This is a genomic window from Streptomyces sp. NK08204, assembly GCF_020400585.1.
Classification (GTDB): domain Bacteria; phylum Actinomycetota; class Actinomycetes; order Streptomycetales; family Streptomycetaceae; genus Streptomyces.
In genome coordinates this window covers 230430-253002 of the sequence record NZ_JAINVF010000008.1, presented here as the reverse complement: position 1 = coordinate 253002, position 22573 = coordinate 230430, and the positions used below count along the sequence as shown (strand labels likewise).

At 70.5% G+C, this 22573-nt stretch carries 23 protein-coding genes and 1 pseudogene; 8 read left to right on the top strand and 16 right to left on the bottom strand.

The window, feature by feature from the left end; translation table 11 throughout:
- Positions 1-375: 375 nt before the first annotated feature.
- A complete protein-coding gene (locus K7G59_RS15845; protein ID WP_225834590.1) occupies positions 376-1083 on the bottom strand; it encodes a carbon-nitrogen hydrolase family protein in 708 nt (235 codons plus the stop codon).
- Positions 1084-1737: 654 nt separating this feature from the next.
- Between K7G59_RS15845 and K7G59_RS15840 the strand changes: the two genes are divergently transcribed.
- Positions 1738-2256 carry a transglycosylase SLT domain-containing protein gene (locus K7G59_RS15840; RefSeq protein ID WP_225834588.1) on the top strand — a complete coding sequence of 173 codons (519 nt, stop codon included), beginning with the start codon at positions 1738-1740 and terminating at the stop codon, positions 2254-2256.
- Between the two features lie 521 nt (positions 2257-2777).
- On the opposite strand, the gene K7G59_RS15835 is transcribed toward K7G59_RS15840, so the two are convergent.
- A complete protein-coding gene (locus tag K7G59_RS15835) occupies positions 2778-3506 on the bottom strand; it encodes an FAD binding domain-containing protein (RefSeq protein WP_225834586.1) in 729 nt (242 codons plus the stop codon).
- Between the two features lie 218 nt (positions 3507-3724).
- Positions 3725-4825, bottom strand: a complete 1101-nt coding sequence (locus K7G59_RS15830) for a PP2C family protein-serine/threonine phosphatase (protein ID WP_374114236.1) — start codon at positions 4823-4825, stop codon at positions 3725-3727.
- A gap of 980 nt (positions 4826-5805) precedes the next feature.
- On the opposite strand from K7G59_RS15830, the gene K7G59_RS15825 reads away from it, so the two are divergent.
- Together K7G59_RS15825 and K7G59_RS15820 are read left to right on the top strand one after the other, a co-directional pair.
- The gene (locus K7G59_RS15825) at positions 5806-6519 is read left to right on the top strand and encodes a DUF1062 domain-containing protein (RefSeq protein WP_225834582.1); all 714 of its coding nucleotides are present in this window, start codon (positions 5806-5808) and stop codon (positions 6517-6519) included.
- 119 nt (positions 6520-6638) lie between these two features.
- Positions 6639-6854: a hypothetical protein gene (locus K7G59_RS15820; RefSeq protein ID WP_225834580.1), complete on the top strand. Its 216-nt coding sequence runs from the start codon at positions 6639-6641 to the stop codon at positions 6852-6854.
- Between the two features lie 6 nt (positions 6855-6860).
- On the opposite strand, the gene K7G59_RS15815 is transcribed toward K7G59_RS15820, so the two are convergent.
- From K7G59_RS15815 to K7G59_RS15795, 5 genes are all read right to left on the bottom strand, one after another.
- On the bottom strand, positions 6861-7148 hold the full coding sequence (locus tag K7G59_RS15815; protein WP_374114234.1) for a cupin domain-containing protein: 288 nt from the start codon (positions 7146-7148) through the stop codon (positions 6861-6863).
- 253 nt (positions 7149-7401) lie between these two features.
- Positions 7402-7800, bottom strand: a complete 399-nt coding sequence (locus K7G59_RS15810; protein WP_225834576.1) for an SMI1/KNR4 family protein — start codon at positions 7798-7800, stop codon at positions 7402-7404.
- A 187-nt stretch (positions 7801-7987) separates the two neighbouring features.
- The gene (locus K7G59_RS15805) at positions 7988-8995 is read right to left on the bottom strand and encodes an ABC transporter permease subunit (protein ID WP_225834575.1); all 1008 of its coding nucleotides are present in this window, start codon (positions 8993-8995) and stop codon (positions 7988-7990) included.
- A gap of 5 nt (positions 8996-9000) precedes the next feature.
- Positions 9001-9915, bottom strand: coding sequence for an ABC transporter ATP-binding protein (locus tag K7G59_RS15800; RefSeq protein WP_225834574.1), 915 nt, complete (start codon positions 9913-9915; stop codon positions 9001-9003).
- The gene (locus K7G59_RS15795; RefSeq protein ID WP_308295047.1) at positions 9912-10316 is read right to left on the bottom strand and encodes a GntR family transcriptional regulator; all 405 of its coding nucleotides are present in this window, start codon (positions 10314-10316) and stop codon (positions 9912-9914) included. The genes K7G59_RS15800 and K7G59_RS15795 overlap by 4 nt, the downstream gene beginning before the upstream one ends.
- Positions 10317-10872: 556 nt before the next feature.
- Between K7G59_RS15795 and K7G59_RS15790 the strand changes: the two genes are divergently transcribed.
- From K7G59_RS15790 to K7G59_RS15775, 4 genes are all read left to right on the top strand, one after another.
- On the top strand, positions 10873-11433 hold the full coding sequence (locus K7G59_RS15790) for a DUF2243 domain-containing protein (RefSeq protein ID WP_225834572.1): 561 nt from the start codon (positions 10873-10875) through the stop codon (positions 11431-11433).
- An 11-nt stretch (positions 11434-11444) separates the two neighbouring features.
- Complete coding sequence (locus K7G59_RS15785; RefSeq protein WP_225834571.1) at positions 11445-12251, top strand: cytochrome c oxidase assembly protein; 807 nt, start codon at positions 11445-11447, stop codon at positions 12249-12251.
- Positions 12252-12723: 472 nt separating this feature from the next.
- On the top strand, positions 12724-13194 hold the full coding sequence (locus K7G59_RS15780) for a DUF4157 domain-containing protein (RefSeq protein WP_263976368.1): 471 nt from the start codon (positions 12724-12726) through the stop codon (positions 13192-13194).
- Complete coding sequence (locus tag K7G59_RS15775) at positions 13185-13613, top strand: VOC family protein (RefSeq protein WP_225834570.1); 429 nt, start codon at positions 13185-13187, stop codon at positions 13611-13613. Before K7G59_RS15780 ends, K7G59_RS15775 begins: the two co-directional genes overlap by 10 nt.
- A 1-nt stretch (position 13614) precedes the next feature.
- Here K7G59_RS15775 and K7G59_RS15770 read toward each other — a convergent pair.
- Positions 13615-13725 (bottom strand): annotated as a pseudogene (locus K7G59_RS15770) (IS5/IS1182 family transposase); the annotation flags it as partial.
- Between the two features lie 233 nt (positions 13726-13958).
- Between K7G59_RS15770 and K7G59_RS15765 the strand changes: the two are divergent.
- Positions 13959-14903, top strand: coding sequence for an alpha/beta hydrolase (locus tag K7G59_RS15765; RefSeq protein WP_225834569.1), 945 nt, complete (start codon positions 13959-13961; stop codon positions 14901-14903).
- A gap of 31 nt (positions 14904-14934) precedes the next feature.
- Here K7G59_RS15765 and K7G59_RS15760 read toward each other — a convergent pair whose 3' ends face one another.
- The 7 genes from K7G59_RS15760 to K7G59_RS15730 are packed head-to-tail and all read right to left on the bottom strand — an operon-like array spanning position 14935 to position 22185.
- Positions 14935-15582 (bottom strand): LysR substrate-binding domain-containing protein, encoded by a 648-nt coding sequence (locus K7G59_RS15760; protein ID WP_225834568.1) that lies wholly within the window; start codon positions 15580-15582, stop codon positions 14935-14937.
- On the bottom strand, positions 15575-16318 hold the full coding sequence (locus K7G59_RS15755) for a DUF6182 family protein (protein WP_225834567.1): 744 nt from the start codon (positions 16316-16318) through the stop codon (positions 15575-15577). The genes K7G59_RS15760 and K7G59_RS15755 overlap by 8 nt, the downstream gene beginning before the upstream one ends.
- Positions 16315-17502, bottom strand: coding sequence for a hypothetical protein (locus K7G59_RS15750; RefSeq protein WP_308295046.1), 1188 nt, complete (start codon positions 17500-17502; stop codon positions 16315-16317). The genes K7G59_RS15755 and K7G59_RS15750 overlap by 4 nt, the downstream gene beginning before the upstream one ends.
- Positions 17502-18944 (bottom strand): NAD(P)/FAD-dependent oxidoreductase, encoded by a 1443-nt coding sequence (locus K7G59_RS15745; RefSeq protein ID WP_225834566.1) that lies wholly within the window; start codon positions 18942-18944, stop codon positions 17502-17504. The genes K7G59_RS15750 and K7G59_RS15745 overlap by 1 nt, the downstream gene beginning before the upstream one ends.
- 1 nt (position 18945) lies before the next feature.
- Complete coding sequence (locus K7G59_RS15740; protein ID WP_225834565.1) at positions 18946-19803, bottom strand: SAM-dependent methyltransferase; 858 nt, start codon at positions 19801-19803, stop codon at positions 18946-18948.
- Positions 19800-21503, bottom strand: coding sequence for a GH3 auxin-responsive promoter family protein (locus K7G59_RS15735; RefSeq protein WP_308295045.1), 1704 nt, complete (start codon positions 21501-21503; stop codon positions 19800-19802). Before K7G59_RS15735 ends, K7G59_RS15740 begins: the two co-directional genes overlap by 4 nt.
- On the bottom strand, positions 21490-22185 hold the full coding sequence (locus K7G59_RS15730; protein WP_225834564.1) for a hypothetical protein: 696 nt from the start codon (positions 22183-22185) through the stop codon (positions 21490-21492). Before K7G59_RS15730 ends, K7G59_RS15735 begins: the two co-directional genes overlap by 14 nt.
- Positions 22186-22573: the final 388 nt, after the last annotated feature.

Below are 22573 nucleotides of genomic sequence, written 5' to 3'. Positions count from 1 at the left end.
TCCAGGGGGCCATGGTCGCCCTGGTCGACCTGCGCGATCGCGGGGGCGATCTCCTCCGCAGGGCGGAGCCTCCCAGCAGGGCTCGCGCCGCTGTCGGGTAGACGGTCGCGTCGGCGACAGAGCGCCGCACGGCGTGTCCGCGAAGTCCTACTGCGCGTCCTCGCCCGAAAGGGAAACCCGGCGCTCCGTCGACCTGCAGCCCGATCGGCAGGCACCGGCACCGGCCGCGTGGGCGGCCCAGCGGCCCGGTGCCGAAATCGTCTGCCGCAATCGCGCCCCGGTCTTCGCGGAAGGCACCGCCGCCGGGGCGCGGCGGGCCGTCCCGGTCGCGGACCGCCTCGGGCTGCCGCACCGGCCGACCACGGCCGCGAAACGTCAGCCGAGGATCGCGCCCACCACGGCACCGGGCTCGGGGCCGGCCTGCGCCACCAGTGAGCCATCGGGGGACCACACTCCGGAGCCGCCCGAGGTCTTCCGGTACTCGCCACTCGGCCCTGCCACGGTCGACAGAACGACCCACACCCCATGGGCCACTGCCCGCTCCCGCACATGCCGGTCCCTACGGGCCGACTGCTCAGGTCCTGCGCCGTAAAGGGTGCTGGCGACGTACGCGTCGATGCCCAGCGCCGCTGTCTCGGCCGCGTGCTGCGGCACCGCCGCATCGCGGCATACGGCGAGTCCCATCCGCCACCCGTCGACCTCCAGCACCGTCGGCTTCTCGCCCGGGGTGAAGCGGAGCCCCTCGTCTCCGTGCAGGTGCATCTTCGCGTACGCGAGCGCCGCCCCCTCGCCTGTGACGGCCAGAGTCGCGATGTACTCGCGCCCGTCCTCGCCACGCAGGGGGGCGCCGGCCAGCGCCACCGCGGCGGTACTACGGCACGCGTCGACCAGTGGGGCAAGCCGGGGATCGTCCGTGGCCACCGCCGGTGCGGCGAGGTCGTAGCCCGTGAGCGAGAGCTCCGGGAAGACGACCAGGCGTGCCCCCGCGCGCAGCACTGCCTCGGCGTGCAGAGCGGCATTGGCGGCAACGTCCAGATCAACGCAGCGAGGCTGGGCGACGGCGACGGTCAGCGGTTCAGGCACACGGCACTCCAGGTCAGACGGGCACGCGGAACGCCGATCAGCCTAATCCTGTCTCGTGCCCTGGAACGTCACCCTGATGACGGCGTTCCTGGGTGGCGATGACGGCACTGGACCCAGCGTCGATCCAGTCGGTCCAGGCCCCTTCTCCGAGTCGTGGAGCCTCACCGGCTCAGGTGATGATCCCGCCCTGGCCGGTCCGGGCCGCGTAACCCACCGGCGACACCGACCATCGCCGCAACCGACACCACTGCGGCGACGACCCCGGGTGCGACGAACCGTGGTGCGACGACCGACGGAATCCACCCTCCGAGGGCGCCCGAACCCGCCTGGAGGGGGTCTGGCGGCGTGACGCCGCGCACAGGACGCAGATCACATCCTACCGCGGATCGTAGAGCCAGACCGCCCTGAACAGCGCGAAAGACCCCCAGATCGACCCAATTCGGGCATTTCTCCGTAGTCGGGTAGTACGTCACACCATTGCGCCCCGCCCCGGCCGCCGCTAACCATTGCTGTCGTCGCTGGGAGCCACCAGACGGACAGGGCCGGAACCACCAGCCCCGCCCGCTCCGGTCTCCAGCGCCGGGACCCCACCCACGCCACCGCACTCCACCGCGGCCGGTACCGCTGACGACTCCCCTGGAGAGTTCCTTCCGCATGGTCAACACCACCCGCACCCGCATCGCCCGCCTGCGCACCCTCACCATCGCCGGCATCGCCACCACCGGCGCCGCAGCCGCCGCCCTGACCCTGATGCCCACCACCGCCCAGGCCGCCGAAGCAACGCAGGTGAAGGCCTCGACCACGGCCACCTCCGCCGGCCGCCACACCGCGGGGGGCAGCTCCTCCCACTACGCCAACAACCTCGACGGCTGGATCAAGCAGTCCCTCGAGATCATGAAGGCCAAGGGCATCCCCGGCAGCTACGAGGGCCTCAAGCGCAACATCATGCGCGAGTCCGGTGGTAACCCCACCGCCCAGAACAACTGGGACGTCAACGCCCAGAAGGGCACCCCCTCCAAGGGTCTCCTTCAGGTCATCGACCCCACCTTCAACGCCTACCACGTCGCCGGCACCGCCCACAGCACCACCGACCCCGTGGCCAACATCACCGCCGCCGCCAACTACGCCGCTCACCGCTACGGCTCCATCGACAACGTCAACTCCGCCTACTGAGCCCGCGTAGACGCTGCACCGGGCGCTGAAGACCACCGGAAGGCCCGACACCCATGGCTTTCCCCGCAGGGTCCTCCACCCGTTCGTGGTGACAGAGACACTGGAAGATCTCGGTAGTACCGGCGCCACCCGCCGTGCAGCCGGGCTGCTGGAACGCGAGAGCGCCCGGCAGCCCGGTTTCGCGCGTGCACACGCTGATCCGCATGGTGCTCGGAAGCCCGTGGGCACCGTGCGCTCGCACTGATCCGGTCGCCCGACGTGCGGCTGACCACTCCAGCCCTGAACATGCTGCAGGCCGTCTACGCCCTGGCGGCCACCAGCGTGCTCGCCGCAGCCAGGGCCCGGTCGCAGGTAAAAGGGCGTGCCGCTGATCACGGCCGCCATGGCGACACCATCGGGCGCGCGGTCGGCGCCGACGGCGCCCTTCTCCCCGTCGTCCCACCGCCCGCCGCCCGCCATCGGGCCGGACGGGACGCCGCCACACCCTGCCGGTTCGGGCGGCGAGGCCGGGCGGCCGTGCGTCAGGCCGAGCCGTGCCCGTTCAGTAGACCGGTGACCTGCGAGCGGACGACTTCCCAGGCAGCGGTCGGCAGGTCACCGACGGTCGTGTCGCGCAGCGCCAGGAGAGCCCGTTCGGCATCGGTGTCGGTGCCGCAGACCGATGTGCCGCTGAGCACGTCGTAGCCGTGGCGCACAGCGACACGAAGGCGGACACCTGCGCCGTCGTCGGTGCACAGGGCCGAGGCGACGACGAGAGGCGGGCGTCCGTCTGTGTCGGAAGGCAGCTTGCGGTACGCGCAGGCGATCGGCTCACGCCAGTGGAGGCTGAGCAGCACGGGCCGCTTGGCCACCACTTCGCCCAGGTCGGTCTCGTGCACACCGTCCGACTCCAGCACTCTGGCACGGGCGTCCAGGACGAGTGCACCAGGCAGCAGACAGCGCAGTGTGCTGCCGACGAGGTTGCCGCCGACCGTCGCGGTACGGCGCACGGCGCCCGTTCCCACCGTGGCGGCCGCCAGGCGCAGTACGTCCGGCACACGGTCGTCGAGACGGTTCAGGACCACAGCGGCGCCGAGCGTCCCACGTTCGACGACGTTGGCATCCGGCAGGTCGCGCAACGACATGGCCAGTTCCGGGAATCCGTCCCGCTGCCAGATGGCCCACAGGAGCGTCGCCCCTCCGATCGGAACGGCCGCCTCGGCGAGACACTCCTGCGCTTCGGACAGGGACGTGGGCAGACGCAACTGCACGCGGCTCGACCCGCCTTCCTCACGAGTTGGGCAACCGGACAGGCTTCCGGTCACCTGCCCGCCGACAGGACGCAGTCTTCTCACAAAGGCAGGGGCGCGTACAGGGCTCACATCCGGACGCCGTGCGCCCTCGCGTCAGGCCGGCGACGCCCCGGAGGCTCTGCGCCTGGCGCGGCACGCGCCGCTTTCTGCAGCGCCGCCGACGCGCCGAACTCGGCTCATCCTGCGGGTGATGGAGGTGGTGCGGACGGCTCGTCGGCAAGCAAACAGGCGGCGAGGGCCGCGGTGTCGTCCTTCAGGTGGTTGTGGCTGTAGACCAGCAGGTCCTGGTGGAGCAGGTCCAGAAGCTCACCGGGCGGGAGGGGGCCCCAGGAACGGAGTCGCTGGAGAAGGGGGTAGAAGGAACCGGCCGCATCCCGCGTCTCCGTGACGCCATCTGTGTAGAGCAGCAGCTGCTCGCCGGGCCGGAAGGGGTAGACCTCGACGTGATACGGCTCCGTGACCAGCACGCCGAGGTTCAGAGGCGGAGCCGACCGTCCCCGGTCAAGTTCGCGCACCTCCCCGACGCTGAGGAGAAGAGGGGGAGGGTGGCCGCAGTTGACGACTCGGACGACATGACCGCCGGTGGGGATCTCGGCGAAGACAGCGGTGACGAACCGCTCACCCACCTCGCTTCCGCCCAGCTGCGCCGCCCTGCGCTGCATGCTCGTCTCCACGCGGTCCACCAGGGCGGGAAGATCGGGTTCCTCGAACGCTGCTTCGCGGAACGCGCCGAGCAGGGCGGCAGCGGTGTCGACGGCGAGCAGCCCCTTGCCGCGGACGTCGCCGATGAGCAGCCGAACCCCGTACTCGGTGGGGACGGCCTCGTAGAGGTCGCCGCCGATGCGCGCTTGCGCGGAGGCAGAGAGGTAAAGGCTCTCCAGGCGCAGGTTGCCGATCCGGTGGGGAACCGGTCTGAGCAGCACGCGCTGCGCGATGTCGGCCACGAAGCGTACGTCGGCGAGCGTGCGCTCGCGGTGGACCCGGTGGGCGGCCAGCATCATGCCGAGGATGCCCACCAGTGCGGTGCAGACGTAGATGGCCACGTAGTGGCGGTCCCACAGATAGCCGACCTGCCGGCCCGCACAGCACGGAGTGCCGGCCAGCACCCCTTCCAGGAGGACCGCGAACACCGTGGCGCCACCGACGACGACGGGCCCATGGGCGAAGGCGGTCACAAGAGACAGGGCGATCAGTACGAAGCTGACCGGCCACTCCACAGGCGTGACCGCTTCGAGCAGCAGAACGCCGGCGACGTACAGGACCGGGAGCCACCGCATCCACGCCGGAGGCGGGGACAACCGGGTCCGTGCGGCGGCGTCGGCCTCGGGATCGTGACCGGGACGTCCGTTGCTCATGTGTCGCTCCAGAATGTCAGCGCCATGGGCCCGGGCGGGACGGCCCGGTCGGCCGTGCCCACGGGCGGACGACATACCGGACGGTTCGGCCTACGCGGTCTTCGCACACGGGACTCCTGTCACACGACACCGGCGAAGGTCCAGCCTGGTGTGCATCACCCGGCCTGACGCCGAATTGCTCCACTCAACGGCATGTTCCGGACGGCTCGCCCGGCCAGAGCTTGCGCGTGTCGGTGCGGCACGCGGTCTTGCCGCCCTTCTCGTCTCGGCCGACCCGGGTGGCGGGGCGTGCGCACGGTGCCGGGCATGACAACGCTGTAGACGCAACGGCCTGACACGATGTCCGATGGCCCGGGCGACGGCGGAGGCCGACGCGATGCGGTCTCCTGGCCGACGGCGACGACGGGTGCGAACCGTCCGGCAGCGTGGTGTCACCGACCCGCGTCCGGCCGGTCCGTTCCGGGATCGAGGCCTTGGTGCCGCCTGTGCGGATGGGCGCGGATCTTCCTGGACGAGAGGGCTTCGTCGGCGACGACCTGCCCGGGCCGGCGCCTGCTCCGCCCGGCACCGGCTGACGCTGATGCGGGAGATGACCTGCACTTCGCGGTCGGCTCGCTGCGGGACTTGGGCCTTGCCTGCAGCGAGGCCGAGGCGCTGCCAGGGTTCGTCGGCGGGCCCGCGGAAAACGAGTTGCCTGCGGGCCGAGGGCTCGATCATGATCGCCCCCATGGACCTGTAACGGCTGCCACGTAGCAACGACCAACCTGTCGCGCGACTGACCTCTGAGCCTGACCACTCGGCCCCGAGGCAATGACTCGCGCCCGCGTGTGCATCCGTCATGTTCCAGGAGCCGCGGCCAGACCCGCGAGAGCTCCTGCTGAGTCCTGAAAGCAACCACATCCATGAATACCGACCGCAAGGCCCTGTGGGCCGTGCGTCAGTCCGCCCTGCCCACTGTCGTACGGCCCTGCCCGGACTGCTCCGGCACGCGTCACCGTCCCTCGGGCAAGATCCGAGTCAACGCGAACGGCAAGCTCCTCGACGTCTGGCTGCTCCTGAGCTGTGTGGCGTGCGACCGGACCTCGAAGGTCCCCGTCCACGAACGCGTCCACGTCTCGACGCTGGAGTCCGCTCGTCTGGTGGCGTACGAGGACAATGACCCTGCCGTCGTCCGCGAGCTGACGATGAGTGCGTCGCTCGCCACGAAGAACGGATACCGCCTCGACTGGACCGGTACCTGGGCGCTGGAGACCCGCACGCCCCTCTACGCACTCGACGACCCGACACCGCTGAAGGTCCTGGTCAGCTTCGAGCTGCCCGCGCCCGTTCGTGTCGAACGACTGCTCGTGCTCGGGCTCGGTCTCAGCCGCGCTCAGGTACGACGCATGGTCGGGGACGGGCGTATCCACCTGCCGCTGGCTCTGGACGCCAAGGCGCATCAGGACTTCGAGCTCGCCGTTGACGGACCCGGTTCCGCCGGCGCTGCGAGATCCTCGGAGCCGAAGCTGCTCGTCGCTCCGACCAGAGGACGCACCGACCTGAGCCGAGTCGGGTCGCACGCCGCGCCGCCGTCGGTGGCACCGTGGGTGCCGCGCACGGCGACAGCGGGAGCGTAGGGCAGGGACAGGGCCTCCTGGAGAGCTCGTTGACGCACACACCCATCGAGCTGCCAAGAGGCCCTGCTCCCGTGGGCCACCGGCCGGGGCTGAACCGGGCCACGGCTCCGGCAACTCCCATGCCGTTCTTCTCCGGCGCGACGCCGACGACGACGTGGCTCGGCGTTTCGGCCGGCGCCGTTGCGGCGACGGCCCTTGTCCGGCACGGGTCGGTGCACTGCGCATGCTCCAGCGGGCGCGGGCTGCGGCCGGTGCTGGCCCGGGCGGCGGAGCTGACGGTGATCGAGGCCGCGCTCGCGCCGACGGCGAGCAACAAACCCGGCTACACCGCCTGAACTCCTTCACGCCCCGGGTTCCTCCACGATCATCAAGGTGCCGCGACTGCCAGGGCGGACAGCGTGTCGCGCGCCTGCCGGCACCCGGTACATCTCGCCTGTCTCCATGGCGACTTCGGCGCCCTCCACCAGCAGTTCCAGCCGTCCGTCAAGTACCAGCAGTACCTCATCAGCCCCGTGAACCTCTTCCTGGACCGGTCTGCTGTCCATACGCAGGACTTTCACACAGGCCGTCCCCACCTGTCCCAAGGAGCAGGAGGTCCAGGCAACCGGCAGCGCGGCCGCTGTCTCCACGACGTGGATCGAACTCATCACATGCCTCCCAGCGGGCTGCTGCTGCCACCATGGCCCAAGCAACCCGCCCGTCACCTTCAGCGGATGCCGGGAAGCTATCTGAGCAGGGACGATCGTTGGTCGACCGTTTGGCAAAACCTCCGGCCGACCATGCCTCAATCACCTGGCCGAGGTCACGAGACAAGCCACTAGGCTGCTCCCCGTGGTGTGTGCTCGGCGTGGCGCAGCCAGTCGGTGTACCAACGAGCAAAGGTCACTGGGTGCGGTCAGGGTTGAACATGACGGCGTCCCAGCGTTCGTCCCACGCGTTGATGGCGTCGTCGAACTCTTCGACTTCGTCGAGGTCCTCTTCATCGGGGCACTGGTCCGCCAGTTCCTCCAGCAGCTTCGGGTCCGGGCCCTGCTCGGGAAAGGGCTCGGCGAGCCGGGACAGGTCTGCCAGCCCGGCGCCGTCGCCCTCCCACCGCCAGCTGCCTTGTACTCGCCGCACCGGGAACACGCCATAGGCGGGACCAGCGCCGCCGGCGCCGACACGAAGGAGGAACGTTCGGAAATCCTCCGGCAGCCGCACCTTCATCTGTGCCTCGAGCTCAGCGAGCTCGGCGTGGCTGAGCGGCTGCTCCAGAACCCAAGGTAGGTGCCGCCACGACACCGAGGCCGACGACCCACCCCGGGCCGGACGAAGCCGTCGCAGTGGGGGCGAAGAAGACCGTCCTGGACAACGAGTGCCTGCGTCGTCGGTGGCCCCGACGGGATCCGGTGCCACCGAACGGTCGCGGGAAGAGGTGTTCTCCGCGGCGTGCCGGGATGGGATGAGCGACTGCGGGCGGTCAGGTGGGTCAGCCCATCTTGCGGCGGACCAGCCAGATGGTGGCGATGGCCAGGAGCAGGGAGAGCAGGCCCATCCAGCCGGCCTCGATGAGCTGGAAGGTCCAGAACCGGCTGGCGGGGTGGTAGCTCGTCACGATGGTGTAGTGCCGGGCCTGGAGCCAGTCCCTGTAGGTGACCGAGGGGAGCCGGTTGGTGGACGGAAGTTGCGCCATGTACTTCATGTAGAGGCTGTGGCTCTGGGAGTCGCTGAGCGGGTGACCGGTGGGATCTGCGTATGCCGTGCCGGTCACCCAGTCACGTGCACCGGGCTTGGCGATGGTGGTCAGCGGCGTCATGTAGTGCTGGCGGAGCTTGAGAACGGTCGCCATGAGCAGGCCGAACGAGCCGAGGAAGACGGCACCCACCGCGACCATGGTGCGGCGGATGAGCAGGCCGGCGAAGACGCCTGCCGTGAAGGCCAGCAGCGTCTGGACCGGGAAGACGATCCCCTCCAGCTCGAAGTTGAGATAGTCGCCGAATCCCATGGGCAGGACGTGGTCCAGCGGGGCGTTGTACCACGTGTACAGGGCGCCGAATGCCTCCGTCACCGCGACCAGTGCCACCGCGACCAGCGTCAGCTTGGTCAGCAGCCAGCGCGTGCGCCCGGCGGCCTGAGTCCAGGCGAACCGGTAGGTTCCCGTCTCCAGCTCCCGTGCGATCAGCGGCCCTCCGAGGAAGGCACCGAATGCCCCTGGCAGCAGAAAGAGGAACATGAGCGGCCACTTCGTCGCATAGGAAGTGAACAGGTCGTCGGCGAGCTGCCGGCAGCGGCCGCTGGAGTAGGACGTGCACTGGGCCAGCCCCAGCTGTTCGTAGGTTGAACGTGCCTCTATGCCTCCGGCCACCATCAGCGCGGCGAAGCAGGCCAGCATTCCCAGCATCCCGAAGACAGCGAACCGGTGCTGGCGCCAGGTCACCCAGACAAGGCCGAGCCGGGGCAGCGAGGCACCGCGGGCCAGGGACGGTGCATCGGTCATCGCCATCAGTGGACCACCTGTTCGCCGCGTAGGGGTTTCGGGCCGGGCAGGGCTGAGGCGGAGGGTTCGCGCATGTAGGCCAGCACCAGTTCCTCCAGGCCGACCGGGTGCCGTTGCCAACCAGGCAGTGCGGCCGACGGGTCGGGGGTACGGACCAGCAGGTGCGCCTGGGCGGCAGTGCGTCGGTCCCGGATGACGGGGAAGCGCTGTGTGACGGAGTCGGCCTGCGCGGCCGGACCGGTCAGGACGTGATGCCCGGCCACCAGTTCCTCGACCTCACCGCAGACCTGGATCCGGCCGCTGTGTACGACGACCACGTAGTCGCACACCCGCTCCAGTTCCGCGACCACGTGGGAGGAGAACACCACCGAGATGCCGTCCTCCGACACGGCCGTCATCAACGCCGACATGAAGTCCTGGCGCGCAACCGGATCCAGTGCGGCCAACGGCTCGTCCAGGATGAGCAGTTCCGGGTGTTTGGCGAGCGCAAGGGTGAGCGCCACTTGCGAGCGCTGGCCGCCGGACAGAGACCCGACCTTCTTCGCCAGGGGAATGCCCAGCTCCTGCAGGCGGTCCTGGGCACGGTCGGCATCCCATCGCCGGTTCATGGCGCGCCCCATCCGCAGCATGTCGGCCACGGACAGATTGCGGTAGAGCGCCGCCTCCTGGGCCACGAAGGCGACTGCGTCGAGCGCCGCAGCCGAACCCGCCGGCCTGCCGCCTGCCACTCGCACCTGTCCCGTCGTCGGCCTGGCCAGACCTACCGCCAGGCTCAACAGTGTTGTCTTGCCCGCACCGTTCGCGCCGACCAGGCCGACCACATGTCCGGCCGGAACCGCCAGCGAGCAGTCCCGCAGGGCCCACGTGCGGCCGTAGCGTTTGCCGAGTCCGGCCGTCTCGATCGCCAGACCGCTGCTCATGCGACCACCCCTGCCCGGCTGCTGCCGCCTTCCTCGTCCGCGCGGCCCGCACGGCTGTGCCGCAGATCGTGCAGGGCTGCGGTGAACAGGGCACTCATGCCTTCCTCGTCCACCCCGGCCTCGTTCGCCGTCCGCATCCAGGCCAGCAGGCTCTTGTGCAGGGCTGCCTGCTCCCGCAGCCCCACACGCTCCACGGTGCCCTCGACGAACGTCCCCACTCCCCGACGGCCGGCCACCAAGCCCCGGTGTTCCAGCTCCCGGTAGGCCTTCAACACCGTGTTCGGGTTGATCGCCAGCCCGGCGACGACGTCCTTGACCCTCGGCAGCTGATCTCCATGCCGCAGGTACCCCAGCCGCATCGCCTGCTCCACCTGCTGGACCAGTTGCAAGTAGGTGGGCACCCCTGATCCCGGATCGAGACGGAACTCGATCGGCGACGGCGAGCCGTCTTTATCTAGATCCATAGTTATTGAGTTAAAGCAGATTTCTGACTGCGCGTCAACCTCGTGCGACGACCGCAAGGCCCCGGCCGGAACGCCGACGCTCGAGGTGTGCCCGAGACCGGCCGGGCCACCGGCTTCCTTACCGCTGGGCCGAGGGGATCTTCGAGGAGGACGCCCGGCTGCCGGCCAACCCGCGATCCCCACGAAAGGGCACCGTACGACCGCATGCTCGTCGGGGCCGTCTGCAGTACGTAGGCCGCAGAGTCCTTCCGGAGGGCGGACCGGTCGCCGTGGAACCCCCGCCGGTCGGCGGGGCGCGCTGGAACCGGGGACTCGCCGCGCTCGCGCGACGTGCCGGCGAATCCGGTGCTGCTGCCAGGTGGGCTGTCCGCTCCCGTGAAAGCCGACGACGCAGGGCCGGATGGAGGACAGGGACGGGGATCAGTGCCGCAGACAGGGAAACCCGCTTGGGAAGTGCCTACAGCCGAGCGAGAAGCAGGAACGGAGGCGAGCGATGGCCACAGTGGGCGAAGCCCGGTCCGGCATCACCCGACCGGCCAGTATCCAGTTGCCGGGCATCGTGCTCGGAGTGGGGATGGGCGGGTTTGCCGACGGTATCCTGCTGCACCAGCTGCTGCAGTGGCACCACATGCTCTCCAGCACCAACCACGACCGCATCGGTGTGAAGTACTACGACCCCCACACCGTCTCGGGCCTGGAGATGAACACCCTGTGGGACGGCATTTTCCACACGACGTGCTGGATCTCGGTGCTGCTCGGACTCGCCATGCTGTACGCGCGGGTCACCCGCAACCGGCTGCGGGTATGGACCTCGCGGGTGCTGTGGGGCTGGATGCTCGTCGGCTGGGGGCTGTTCAACCTGGTCGAGGGCGTCCTGGACCACCACGTCCTGGGCATCCACCACGTCCACGGCGGCCCGTACCAGGTGTGGTGGGACGTCGCCTTCCTGGTCCTGGGCGCGCTGCTGGTTGCCGGCGGCTATCTGCTGCAGCGCAGCGGCCGGCCCTTCGACCCCGACGCCCCGGCCGGTCTGCGTGAAGGCCGGCCGGCCTGATGGACCATGACATGCCCGCACGCGGGCACTCAGCCGGCGGCGCCGTCCTGGAGTCACTGCTGCCCATGCTCGCCCTGCTGGCCGCCGCCGGCACCTACCTGCTGCTGGCGCGACGGGCACGTCGCCGGAATCCGGCACTGGGCTGGAGCCGGTGGCGAACGGCATGGTTCCTGGCCGGAATCTTCCTGCTCGGCATGGCGCTGCTGCCGCCCGTGGCCCCCTTCGCGCACGAGGACTTCCGCGGCCACATGGCCCAGCACATGCTCATCGGCATGTACGCGCCGCTGGCCCTCGTCCTGGCAGCCCCCCTCACTCTTGTCCTGCGCACACTGCCGCGGGCGCGGGGACGGCAGTTGACCACCGTCCTGCACAGCAGGCCGGCCCGCCTGGTCGCCCATCCTGCGGTGGCGCTCGCGCTGTCCACCGGCAGCCTCGCGGTGCTCTACTTCACCCCCCTGTACAACACGACCATGAGCAACCCTGCAGCGCACTGGCTGCTGCACGCCCACTTCCTGCTGTCCGGATACCTGTTCGCCTACATCGTCGCCGGTGCCGATCCCGCACCGTTCCGGCCGGGCGTACGTGCCAGGCTGATCTTCCTCGGTGTCGCTGTCGCGACGCACGCGGTGATCTCACAGCTGATGTACGGCGGCTTCTGGGTCGATGTCCATGCTCCGATCGACCAGGTCCAAGGCGGCGCGGAAATCATGTACTACGGCGGCGACATCGCCGAGCTGCTGCTTGCCGTCGCCCTGGTCGCCACCTGGCGCACCGCGCCGGGAATGGGTCGTAGGACCGTCAGCGCCGCAAGGGGCTGACGGTCGTGAGCCGGGGGTGTCGTTTCCGGAGCGCCGGCTCGAAAGGCTGGTGCAGCCATGGCGCTCAGCCGCGACCTCGATCTGATCACCAATCCGCGCTGCGTCTCCCCCGCACGGCCCGGCCTGGACGGCAGCAGGCACCGCCCGCGACGCTTGACGCCCGAGGCGGACGTCCGGCATTCCGCGGGGAGCGCCGGATACGCGCATACGATCAGGGACAGGACCACGAGCACGACGAGTCCGCCAAGGCGGCCCCCCGCATCTGCTGAAGGCCGCCGACACCGGGCGTACGGAGGTGATCGGCCGCTCCGGGACGAGCAGCCTTCGGCGGGCGGTCGGCAACGCGGCGGTCGGCGCGGCGCTCCAGCGGAACGCCGAACCGGAACCGGAGCACCACGAGGCGCGTTCCAGCGTCCACGACGTGATCGCGTCCGGTGGCGGTGAGCCACTGGGCACCGACACCCGTACGGACATGGAGGGCCGACTGGGCGCCGACTTCGACGGCGTACGCGTGCACACCGGTTCGGCGGCACACGAGTCGGCGAAGGAGATCGGTGCCCGGGCCTGTACCGTCGGCGACAACGTCGTCTTCCGGCGGGGCAGTTGCGATCCCACCTCGCACCAGGGCCGTACCACGCTCGCCCGTGAGCTCACCCACGTCATCCAGCACCGCAGCGGCCCGGTGTACGGCACCCAGGCGCCGGGCGGGATCCGTCATCGGTCGTCGTCGGTCCCGCCGACGCCGCGGCCGGCCGCGAGCCCGGCGACGGGGCGTCGCCTCAGCCGCCGGATCCGCCCCCGGGTGGAAGCCTCCCTGAGTAAGGATGCGTCCTCTTGGGTCATGAGGAGGAGCGTCGCAGCGGCCGTCCTCCCGACAACATGCGGCTCCACACCGGCGATTGAGCAAGACAATCCCCCTGCTATCGTGCGCCGATGTCATTGATCAAGCAGTTCCAGGTCACCTTCGACTGCGCGGAACCCGAGCGCCTCGCTCGTTTCTGGTGCGAGGTGTTGGGGTACGTCGTACCGCCGCCACCGGAGGGGTTCGCCACGTGGGACGATTTCGAGCGCTCCCGGTCTGCTGAGGATCAGGGTTCATGGTTCGCATGCAGTGATCCCTCAGGCGTGGGCCCGCGGCTGTTCTTCCAGCGCGTTCCCGAAGGCAAGGTCGTCAAGAACCGGGTGCATCTCTGCGTGCGGGTCGGCACCGGGCTCGTGGGTGAAGAACGCCTCGCCGCACTCGAGGCCGAGTGCGCACGACTGGTCCCGCTCGGCGCGGTACGGGTGCGACTGCTCTATGACGGCAACGACTCGTGCATCGTGATGCAGGACATCGAGGGCAACGAGTTCTGTCTCGACTGAGAATTGTCAGGTTGTGCAGTCGGGCGATGCCGAGCACCTCGGTGGGTATGCCGTCGCCCTGCGGACGGCAGTCGCGGAGGATGTTCCAGGTCTTCCTCCGCGCGAAGACGTGACCGTGGTCCTGCCGACGGCGGCCTTTGCACCGGGCCGGCCGTGGTGTCTGCCCCCGGAGGACCCGATCCTGCTGGTAGCGGCCTACGACGCGACGGCCCGGCCCTTGTACCGAGACCCGGTTCCGCCACATCGGCGGGGGCCGGAAGAGAGAATGGATCAAGCGCAGTTGCTCCGGGCAGTCCGACGAGACGGATGCGGGAGCAGCTGGCGAGTCCATGCGAGAGGAAGCTGATGGCTTACCTGTACGACCCCGAGCTGGCCCCCTGGGCACCGCAGCTCAAGCCCATGGATTACAACGATGTGGTCCAGGCCCGCGCCGAGTTGACGTCGCTGGTCGCGCAGTTGCCTGTGTACCGGCCCACCGAGCCGGTGGAAGTGGAGGACCGCAGGGTGCCCGGGCCGCCCGGCGCTCCCGAGGTGGCGGTGCGCGTCTACCGGCCGCACGAAGTCACCGCACCGATACCGGGCCTGGTGTACATGCACTGGGGCGGGTTGGTCAGCGGCGACCTGGACACCAACCACTCGGCTGTGCTGCGCATCGCCGAACAGGCCCGGGTCATGGTGTTCTCGGTCGACTACCGCCTGGCGCCGGAAGACCCGTTCCCGGCCGGTCTGTACGACTGTTGCGCCGTACTGGAGTGGGTCGTCCGGCACGGCCCGGAACTGGGTGTGGATCCCGACCGGCTCGGGGTGGCCGGTGACAGCGCGGGCGGCGGGCTGGCCGCCGGGCTGGCCCTGCTGGCCCGCGACCGCGGGCTGCCGTTGCGGATGCAGTGCCTGAGCTTCCCGGTGCTGGACGACCGGCTGGACACCCCGTCGGCCCGTGCCTTCACCGACACACCGGTGGTGGACCGGGGCGCCGCGCTGCTGAGCTGGCACCACTACCTGGGCGGCAAGGACGGCTCGGAGCGGACCGGCGTCCCGCCCTGCGCGGCACCGGCCAGGGCCGACGACCTGACAGGGCTTCCCGCCACCTTCATCTCGGCCTGCGAGTTCGACCCGCTGCGCGACGAGGCCCTCGACTACGCCGCACGGCTCGTCCAGGCGGGCGTGCCGACCGAGCTGCACCACTACCCCGGCACCTTCCACGCCTGCACCGGAATCACCGAAGCCGCGGTGTCGGAGCGGATGGTGCGCGACCAGATCGACGCGATCCGCCGGGTGCTGCACGGCTGACGGAACGCGCGCGGCGGCCCGGGGCCCGGTGTCACCGGCTTGCGGCCACCGGGCTCGCGGCCTCCGCGGCGGCGATGAACCGCGCCACGTGTCCGGGCAGTTCCGCATGCCGGTACCAGGCCAGGCAGACCGGTGCGGGCGGCAGATCATGGACGGGTACGACCCGGATGGCCGGCGGCGCCATGTCCGCCAAGGAGGCCACCGAGAGATGCACCGCGTCGGACTGCACGACGAGAGCCATCATCTCCGGAATACCGTTCACCCGGTGGCGCCGGTGGATCGGCCGGCCCTGTGGGGTACGGCGCGGCACGATGTCGTCCCACAGGTACTCGGGGAAGTCACCCGGGCGTTCGAAGGCGTCGTATGCGGCGATCTCCTCGACGGAGACGGTGTCGCGGCCGGCGAGCGGATGCCGCGCGCTCACCACGACGGCGCGTGGCTCGAAGTGCAGCACCTTGCTCGTGACGAGGTCCGGTTCCTGCGGGCCGAACTTGACGACGCTCACGTCGAGTTCGCCGCGGCGCAGTGCGGAGAAGGGATCGGCGAGGTCGTAAGGGGCGAGCACGGCCCGATCCTCGCTGAGCCCCGCGGAGGCGAGGATGTCCAGGGCCGTGCGCGGGGAGCTCGGGTAGCCGAAGCGGATCGGGCTGTCCACGGGGCGGGGGGTCGGATCAGGCATCGTGGATTTCCTCGGTGAGGGCGGTGTAGGCACGGAGGCGGTCCGGGCGGTCGGGCGTGCCGTCGATCCGCACGGCCGCGAAGGGACCGGCCGAGGCCGGCAACCAGGGCGCCTGGCGGACGACCAACTCGTCGCCGGGGCCGACGACTTCGTCCAGTACGGCTTCGACCAGCAGGTGGTTGAGGTGGACCAGGGAGTCGGCGATGGTCACCCCGGCCGTGGCCACGTGCAGCTCCCGCCGGACCGGAGCGCGCCCTCGCGGGTCCCGGTCGGCCAGGACCCGCACCACCGTGGAGGGACGGGTCGGCAGTCCGGCCGACCCGTGGAAGAGCTTGAGCAGCCGGCGCAGGGCGGTGCTCTCCTCGGCGGGTGCCGGGCCCTGCCAGGCGGCCGACCCGTCGTCGGCCACATGACCGAAGGCGAACCGGTCCTTGAGGTTGTCCGGGTTTCCGGCGAGAAAGACGGTCCGGGTGAAGTCGCGGCGCCAGTCGGCGGCCGTGGCCCGGTCGACGCGGGCGGCGAAGGCGCACGTGGCACGCACCCAGGCCGGCAGGTCGAAGTCGCGCAGCACACAGACCGCCAGTACTTTGGCGTCCTGCGCGGCCCGGGTGATCTCCTGCTTGGCGGCCAGCAGCCCGTCGGCGGTCAGCAGGTCGTGGCGAGCCGCCAGCTCGGGCCTGGCGGTCACGATGCGCCGGGCCACTTCTGCACGGAGCAGTTCCTGGGAGGCGGTCACAGGTACACCGCCGAGAGCAGGTCGGGACTCGGTGCCGGCCGGTGTCTGGCCAGGAGACTGGACGTCAGCCGGTACGGATTGACGTAGAGGTGGTCTCCGCGGTGCCGGGAGAGCACCTCCTCCAGCGGTGCCGGGTCGGTGGCGCTCGCGCGGGACAGCAGCCGGGCGGCACGCGCCAGACTCTGACGCAGCGCCTCGTGGCGGAAGGACTGCTGCTGGCCCTGGCCCAGCACCGCGATGAAGTACAGGCGCAGGCCCAGCCGGAGCACGGGATCGTCGTACTCGGCCGCGGCCCTGCTCAGCACGGCGCCGGTGGTGTGGTCGTGCCAGTCACCATGGCGTGCGGAGCGGATCACCCCGTCGATGGGCACCCGGCCGAGTGTGACCCTGCGCACGGTTGCTCCGAACTCGGACAGGGTGCGCTCCAGCAGCAGGTAGTCGGGTTCCAGCTCGCGGTCGTACAGCAGCACCATCTCGTCGAACCGTGGTGCCAGCGGTACGAGTTCCCGCAGGGCGCAGGCGAGGTAGTTGGGCCGGCCCTGGGCGTCGACGATCTGGCGCAGCGGCAGCCCGTAGCGGGTGGCGTCGAGGAAGACCGGGCCGCCGTAGGCGCGCTGGTCGAGACACATGCCGACGGCGCCGAGGCGGTCGATCACCTCCTCCAGTCCCAGGCCGGGCGGCTGGTGCGCGAGCAGACCGGGGTCGTGCATGCCGAGGCGCGCGTAGTGCGCCGCCCACAGCTCCAGGACCCGGGCGCTCGCCGGGTGGACCCAGCCGTGCAGCTCGACGGCCTCCTCGTACGGACGCAGGGCGGCGAGCCCGGCCCGCTGTCCTTCGGAGCGGTAGCCGACGTACAACTCGCCGATGGCCTCCTCCGTCAGACCGGAGTAGTCGGTGTCCCCGACGGTGCGGTCGAGGTATTCCCAGAACCCGAGGGTCTGCTCGGTGAGGTGGTAGGTGGTGGGGCTGTATCGGTAGGTCACCTCGGCGAGCTGCGCGGTGGCCCGGTACATCACGTCCGTCCACAGCAGCCCCTTGAGATGACTCGGTGTCAGGGGCTTGGACGGCGTCACGGTGATCGGGGCCAGCAGCACCCGGCGCCGCACCGTGCCGGGGGGCATGGCTTCGGCGTGCGGGAGCTGTGCCCGGTCGCGCACCGAGGTGGCCTCAAGGGTGGTCTCCACTACGCTCCTTCCGCTGCCGCGATCAGGTGGAGGAACTCGTCCCGGCTCGGCACCGCGGGCAGCAGCGCCGGATCGACCGGGGACGCCTGCTCCACCCGGGCCCGGAACTTCTCGTCGCCGAAGGCCGCGGCCGGAGTGCTCAGCCCCATGATCACGCGGGTGACGGAACGCCAGACCAGCCCGTCGGTGAGTGCCGCGGCCCGCACCTGGGCGGAACTCGGTCCGTCGCCGCGCTGCTCCTGGGGCGGCGTCGGCGGCCGGTCGCCCTCGGTCGCCGCCTTCCACTGAGCGGCTCGCTCCGCGTCCTCACGAGCCGCGAACTCGTACCAGGGTGTGAAGCACTGCTCGGCGAGCCGGGCGGCCTCCTGCCCGAGCGCCTGGTCGGGCGCCGCGCCGGCGAGCAGGTCGGCGAGCCGGAAGGCGTGGTCCAGCGCGAGCGATATGCCGCGGCCGTACAGCGGGTTGGTGACGCAGGCCGCGTCTGCGACCGCGAACAGTCCGGCCACCGGCCGCTGCCGTGTCGTCACCGTGCCGCGCAGTGTGTTCGGCGGGCAGGCGATGACGTTGACCGGGGTGAGCGGGTCGCTGACCCCGGGTGCGAGCCAGGCACCGATACCGGGAGTGGCCCGGGCGGCGGCGGTGAACGCGGCCGGCTCGCGCAGGCGTGCCGTGGCCGGGTCGCCGGGGGGCACCATCACCGCGACGGCGAAGGTGTGGTTGTCCGCCGGGTGCAGCGCGGCGGCGTAGTGGTCCCACACCCCGCCGCTCGCGTTGCCGCGGTTGAGCGGTCCTGGGCGCCCGGTACCGCGCAGCCGGTACTGGCGGCTGTAGCCGGTGAGGGCGGAGGGCTGGACCAGGTCCTCGGCGACCGGTATGCCGGCGGCCGTCAGCCAGTGGCGCGACTCGGCACGCCGGCCGGTGGCGTCGATCACGACCGAGGCCGGCAGCAGCTCGCCGCCGGCGGTGTGCACTCCGCGCACTCGCTCGCCGGAGGAGTCGAGCGCCAGCCCGCGGACCACCGTTGCGTGGTCGAACCGGACCTGCGGCAGGTTGCGCACGGTCCGGTACAGGAGCAGCTCGAGGACGCTGCGCCGGCAGGCCAGGGCCACCAGCTCGTCGTCGCCGATCTCACGGGCACGGTTGTCGACCATCGGGGGCAACGCCTCGACCAGGTCCAGCAGTTCGGCACCTGCCTCCAGGGCCGTGGTGAGCAGCTGCGGGGCCCGGCGGCGCAGCGCCTGTACGCCGACCGAGGTCAGGGTGTGGGAGTGGATCGCCTGCGGCACGGTGGGCCGGTGCCAGTCCCGTACGGCCTGCTCGAGGGGCCCCTCGGGAGGTGGGGCCGAGCGCTCCAGCACCCGCACCTCGTAGCCGGCACCGCTGAGGGCGAGTGCGGTGGCCAGACCGGCGATGCTCCCGCCGACTACTGTCGCGCTCGCCATCTCAGCTCCGTCGCCCGTGGACGAAGAACACCCGGCGCACGCCGGTCTGGGAGCGGTCCGGTACCGGGTCGGGCCACCGTCCGTAGTCGGCCTCCGGGTCGCCGGGCTGCGTGGCCTGCACGGTGAAGCCGTGTGCGCCGAACAGGGCTTCCGGCTCGTCCGTGCCGAACAGCCACGGGCAGCCCCAGCCGGCGAACACGTCGAGCAGGTCACGCATGTGCGGCAGGGTCAGCGCGGACTCGTTGACGATGTCCGCGGCGATCCGGCTGCCCGGTTTCATGATCGCCGCCACCCGGTCGAGGATGCGGTGCGTGTCGTCGTGGGGGATGTAGTAGAGCAGCCCCTCCAGCAGCCAGGTGGACGGCTGCTCCGGGTCGTATCCGGCGTCCACCAGCTTCCTCTCCCAGTCGGGTGAGGTGAGGTCGAGGGCGATCGAGCGATGGTCGACCCGGGGCCGTACGTCCTTCAGGCGCTCCTCCTTGTAGGCCAGGACCGCGGGCCGGTCGACCTCGAAGTAGCGGATACGGGAGGGCCAGTCGAGCCGGTAGGCGCGCGAGTCCATCCCGGCGGGCGCCAGCACGATCTGGTTCATCGCCGGGTCCTGGGCGGCCTCCTGGAGGAAGTCGTCGAGGAACCGGGTGCGGATGGCGTTGTAGTCGGGGGTGCTCGGTACGGTGCGGTCCGCGTCCTTGGGGAAGGTGGCCTCGCGGATCTCGCGGAGCAGTTCCAGACCTCCCTCGCCGGCCAGCCGGGCCGCATAGGGGTCGCTGTAGAGCCGGTCCTCGCGGCCGGTCTCGGCCGCGCGGAGCGCTGCCGTCAGGAGCGCGGTCCGCTCGACGGCGTCCAGTTTCTCGGTCATGCCCTGCCTCCCCCGCTGACCGGGTCGGTACCGGTCAGCCGCTCCCAGAGTGTGTGGTCCTGTCTGAACAGCCGGTCCTTGACCTGGGTGGGCCGGATGCCGGTGGCGACGCTGGCGTGCCAGTCACGCAGGAAGGCGTCGCCGTCCAGGCGCCGCACGGCCACGGAGCCCAGCCGGCCGGCCGAACGTGCTGTCCGGTAGGTTGCGGCCTCCCGGCCGATGGCCGTGTCCAGCTCGGAAGCGAAGCGATCCGTCTCCTGCTCGCTCCACGTGCCGCGGGCGGCGACGGCGAACTCGTAGTGCGGGGTGGCGCCCTCGGGCCGGTCCGTCACCCGGCAGGCGGCGTTACGGACGTCCAGGCCGGTGGCCTGGGCGGCCGTGGCGAGCGCGCGGATGACCTGGGCGTCGCGCAGCCGCTCGCCGACGGCGTCCGACCGGGTGCTCCGGCCCGCGTACTCCACCCGTGGCACGCCGCCGACCCGGTCGACGACGCGGACGACGTCGCCGACCGCGTAGCGGTAGAGGCCGCCGATGTGGCTGAAGATCACGTGGTAGTCGCGGCCCGGCTCCAGCTCGTGCATGGTCAGGGTCGCGGAGTCGGGCCTGATGTCGGACTCGGCGTCCAGGAACTCGTAGGCCGACGCGGTCACCACCAGCGAGCCGGCGGAGCCGTGCCGGTCGAGGGCGACACCGACGGGCCCCTCGGACGCGGCGACGGGCGCGGGCAGTGCGGTCACGCCCGGACCGAACTCCTCACGCAGCCGCGACAGGTAGAGCGACGCCATACCCGTCGTCCAGAAGAACAGCGCCCGCATGTGGGGCCAGACGTGGGCCGGGCGCACCGTCCCGAAGTGGTCGGCGAGCCGTTCCAGTGTGGCCGCTCGCTCCGGGTCGGGGCTGCCGTACGGCACCCCGCCGAGCGTTCCGTCGCGGATCTCCTTGACCAGCCGGGGCCACCAGAGGTTCAGCTGGTAGGGCAGGGCGGCCACCATCGCCGGGTTGATCCCGATGATGCAGCGGACATCGCTCTGCACCGCGAGTCGCAGCCGCAGGTAGGTCTTCTCCAGGTGGTCGTTCTCCTCGACGGCCAGCGGGAGTGTGCCCCACGACGCGAACGTGCCGGGCTCGGCGGACAGCGGCTCGCCGAATCTGGTGCCGAGGTCGACCTGGCTGGCGCCGACATGGGGCCGGCCCGAGGCGGTGGTCGGCGGCGCGGGACGCGGGTCGTGTTTGAGGTTCAGTACCGCGTCGGGCCGCTCGAGCACATCGGGGAAGTGCTCGATCAGCGGGGCCCAGGCCGCGTAGTAGAACGGGAAGAAGGTGCGGCGCATGAAGGCCGCGGTGACCGGGATCTTCTTGTGGGCGCCGGTGGTGCCGCTGCTGGTGAAGTACACCGCCGGGTCGTCCGCGCTCAGCAGGTTGCTCTCGCCCGCCGCCATCCGCTCGATCCAGGGTGACAGCGCGGCGTAGTCGTTGATCGGCACCGCTTTGCGGAAGTCGTCGAGGGAACGGATCGCATCGAAGGAGTGGGCGCGGCCGTATTCGGTGTCGGCGTTGTACTCCAGCAGCTCGGTCAGGACCCGGCGTTGGTGGCCTTCCGCGTCCGCGAGCGCGGCTCGGAGGCTCTCACGTTCACCGAGGACCCGCTCCCGGTAGCTGCGCATCCGCGCCGGGTCAGTCCACATGTCAGCCGATTTCACGGCCCATCACCTCTCCTAGTATCTGTACGGTCCGCGAGACGTGTTCCTGCTCCTCGACGACGGTGACCGGAAGGTGCCGGACCTCTTCCCACATGGCCTCGCGCAGGTCGCACTGGAACTTCTCGAACGACACCTGGTCGGGCTGCTCGCCGTAGTACTCCAGGGGGTTGGTCCGGGCTCCTTCACCGCAGCGCGTCCAGGCCTCGGCCGCCGACACCTCGAGGAAGACCACCCGGCGCGGCTGGGGAAAGCCGCGCCACCAGTCGAACAGGGGATGGCGGTCGACTCCGGCCAGCCGGCACTTGGCGAGGATCTTGTAGTAGTAGGAGTCGACCAGGACCGGCGCTCCGCCCGGGCTGCGCTCGATGCTGTCGCGCAGATGGACCGTCGCGGTCTGCAGCAGGCTGACCATGAAGTCGAGGGAGTAGCCGTGATGCAGGTCCGGCAGGACGTCGGCGACCAGGTTGCGGCGCAGCCTTCCGATCAGGGAGTGACCGGGCTCCAGGAACTCGTCGTCGAGGGAGACGACGTGCCAGGAGGGCGCGCGCTCGGCGACTTCCGTCAGCGCCGACGACTTGCCGGCGTAGTCGGTGCCGAGAAGCACGACGAACGGGGGTGTGGGGCGCGGCGCACCGGAGCCCTGGCTGCAGGTGGCCGTGAGGCTCACGGTCTCCGGCGTCATCGGCGGATCTCCGTGCCGGGACAGTGCTTCCCGGCGCCACGGGAGCTGCGCCGTACGCGGTCTTCAGAGGCGGGCACCGGCCGGTGGACCGGATGACGGTGCAGGCTCCGCCTGGAATAGCTCATTAGGTCAGGGACAGTGGGTCGTAAACCGGAATTTGCCGAAGCCGACACGCTTTTCCCCTGATCCTGACTGTGGTTCCTTCAGCTCGTGCAGTTCCTCTCTCCTGCCGAGCTCACGGCTTTGCCGACCGGACAGACATTAGTTGGCCTTTCGTTGTGGATCAAGCCTTGACATTGCTCATTGGATAGATCATCCTGCCGCGGCACCGTGACCAAACGAGCGGATTGATATATTCCACTCGCGGGAATCACCTGGCGGGGCCGGA

Bases quoted from the DNA above. Each gene is read 5' to 3' on its own strand.
- K7G59_RS15840 (WP_225834588.1), top strand. From the start codon at position 1,738: ATGGTCAACACCACCCGCACCCGCATCGCCCGCCTGCGCACCCTCACC.
- K7G59_RS15830 (WP_374114236.1), bottom strand. From the start codon at position 4,825: ATGCGGTGGCTCCCGGTCCTGTACGTCGCCGGCGTTCTGCTGCTCGAA.
- K7G59_RS15825 (WP_225834582.1), top strand. From the start codon at position 5,806: ATGAATACCGACCGCAAGGCCCTGTGGGCCGTGCGTCAGTCCGCCCTG.
- K7G59_RS15820 (WP_225834580.1), top strand. From the start codon at position 6,639: ATGCCGTTCTTCTCCGGCGCGACGCCGACGACGACGTGGCTCGGCGTT.
- K7G59_RS15805 (WP_225834575.1), bottom strand. From the start codon at position 8,995: ATGACCGATGCACCGTCCCTGGCCCGCGGTGCCTCGCTGCCCCGGCTC.
- K7G59_RS15800 (WP_225834574.1), bottom strand. From the start codon at position 9,915: ATGAGCAGCGGTCTGGCGATCGAGACGGCCGGACTCGGCAAACGCTAC.
- K7G59_RS15790 (WP_225834572.1), top strand. From the start codon at position 10,873: ATGGCCACAGTGGGCGAAGCCCGGTCCGGCATCACCCGACCGGCCAGT.
- K7G59_RS15785 (WP_225834571.1), top strand. From the start codon at position 11,445: ATGCCCGCACGCGGGCACTCAGCCGGCGGCGCCGTCCTGGAGTCACTG.
- K7G59_RS15780 (WP_263976368.1), top strand. From the start codon at position 12,724: ATGGAGGGCCGACTGGGCGCCGACTTCGACGGCGTACGCGTGCACACC.
- K7G59_RS15775 (WP_225834570.1), top strand. From the start codon at position 13,185: ATGTCATTGATCAAGCAGTTCCAGGTCACCTTCGACTGCGCGGAACCC.
- K7G59_RS15765 (WP_225834569.1), top strand. From the start codon at position 13,959: ATGGCTTACCTGTACGACCCCGAGCTGGCCCCCTGGGCACCGCAGCTC.
- K7G59_RS15760 (WP_225834568.1), bottom strand. From the start codon at position 15,582: ATGCCTGATCCGACCCCCCGCCCCGTGGACAGCCCGATCCGCTTCGGC.
- K7G59_RS15745 (WP_225834566.1), bottom strand. From the start codon at position 18,944: ATGGCGAGCGCGACAGTAGTCGGCGGGAGCATCGCCGGTCTGGCCACC.
- K7G59_RS15740 (WP_225834565.1), bottom strand. From the start codon at position 19,803: ATGACCGAGAAACTGGACGCCGTCGAGCGGACCGCGCTCCTGACGGCA.
- K7G59_RS15730 (WP_225834564.1), bottom strand. From the start codon at position 22,185: ATGACGCCGGAGACCGTGAGCCTCACGGCCACCTGCAGCCAGGGCTCC.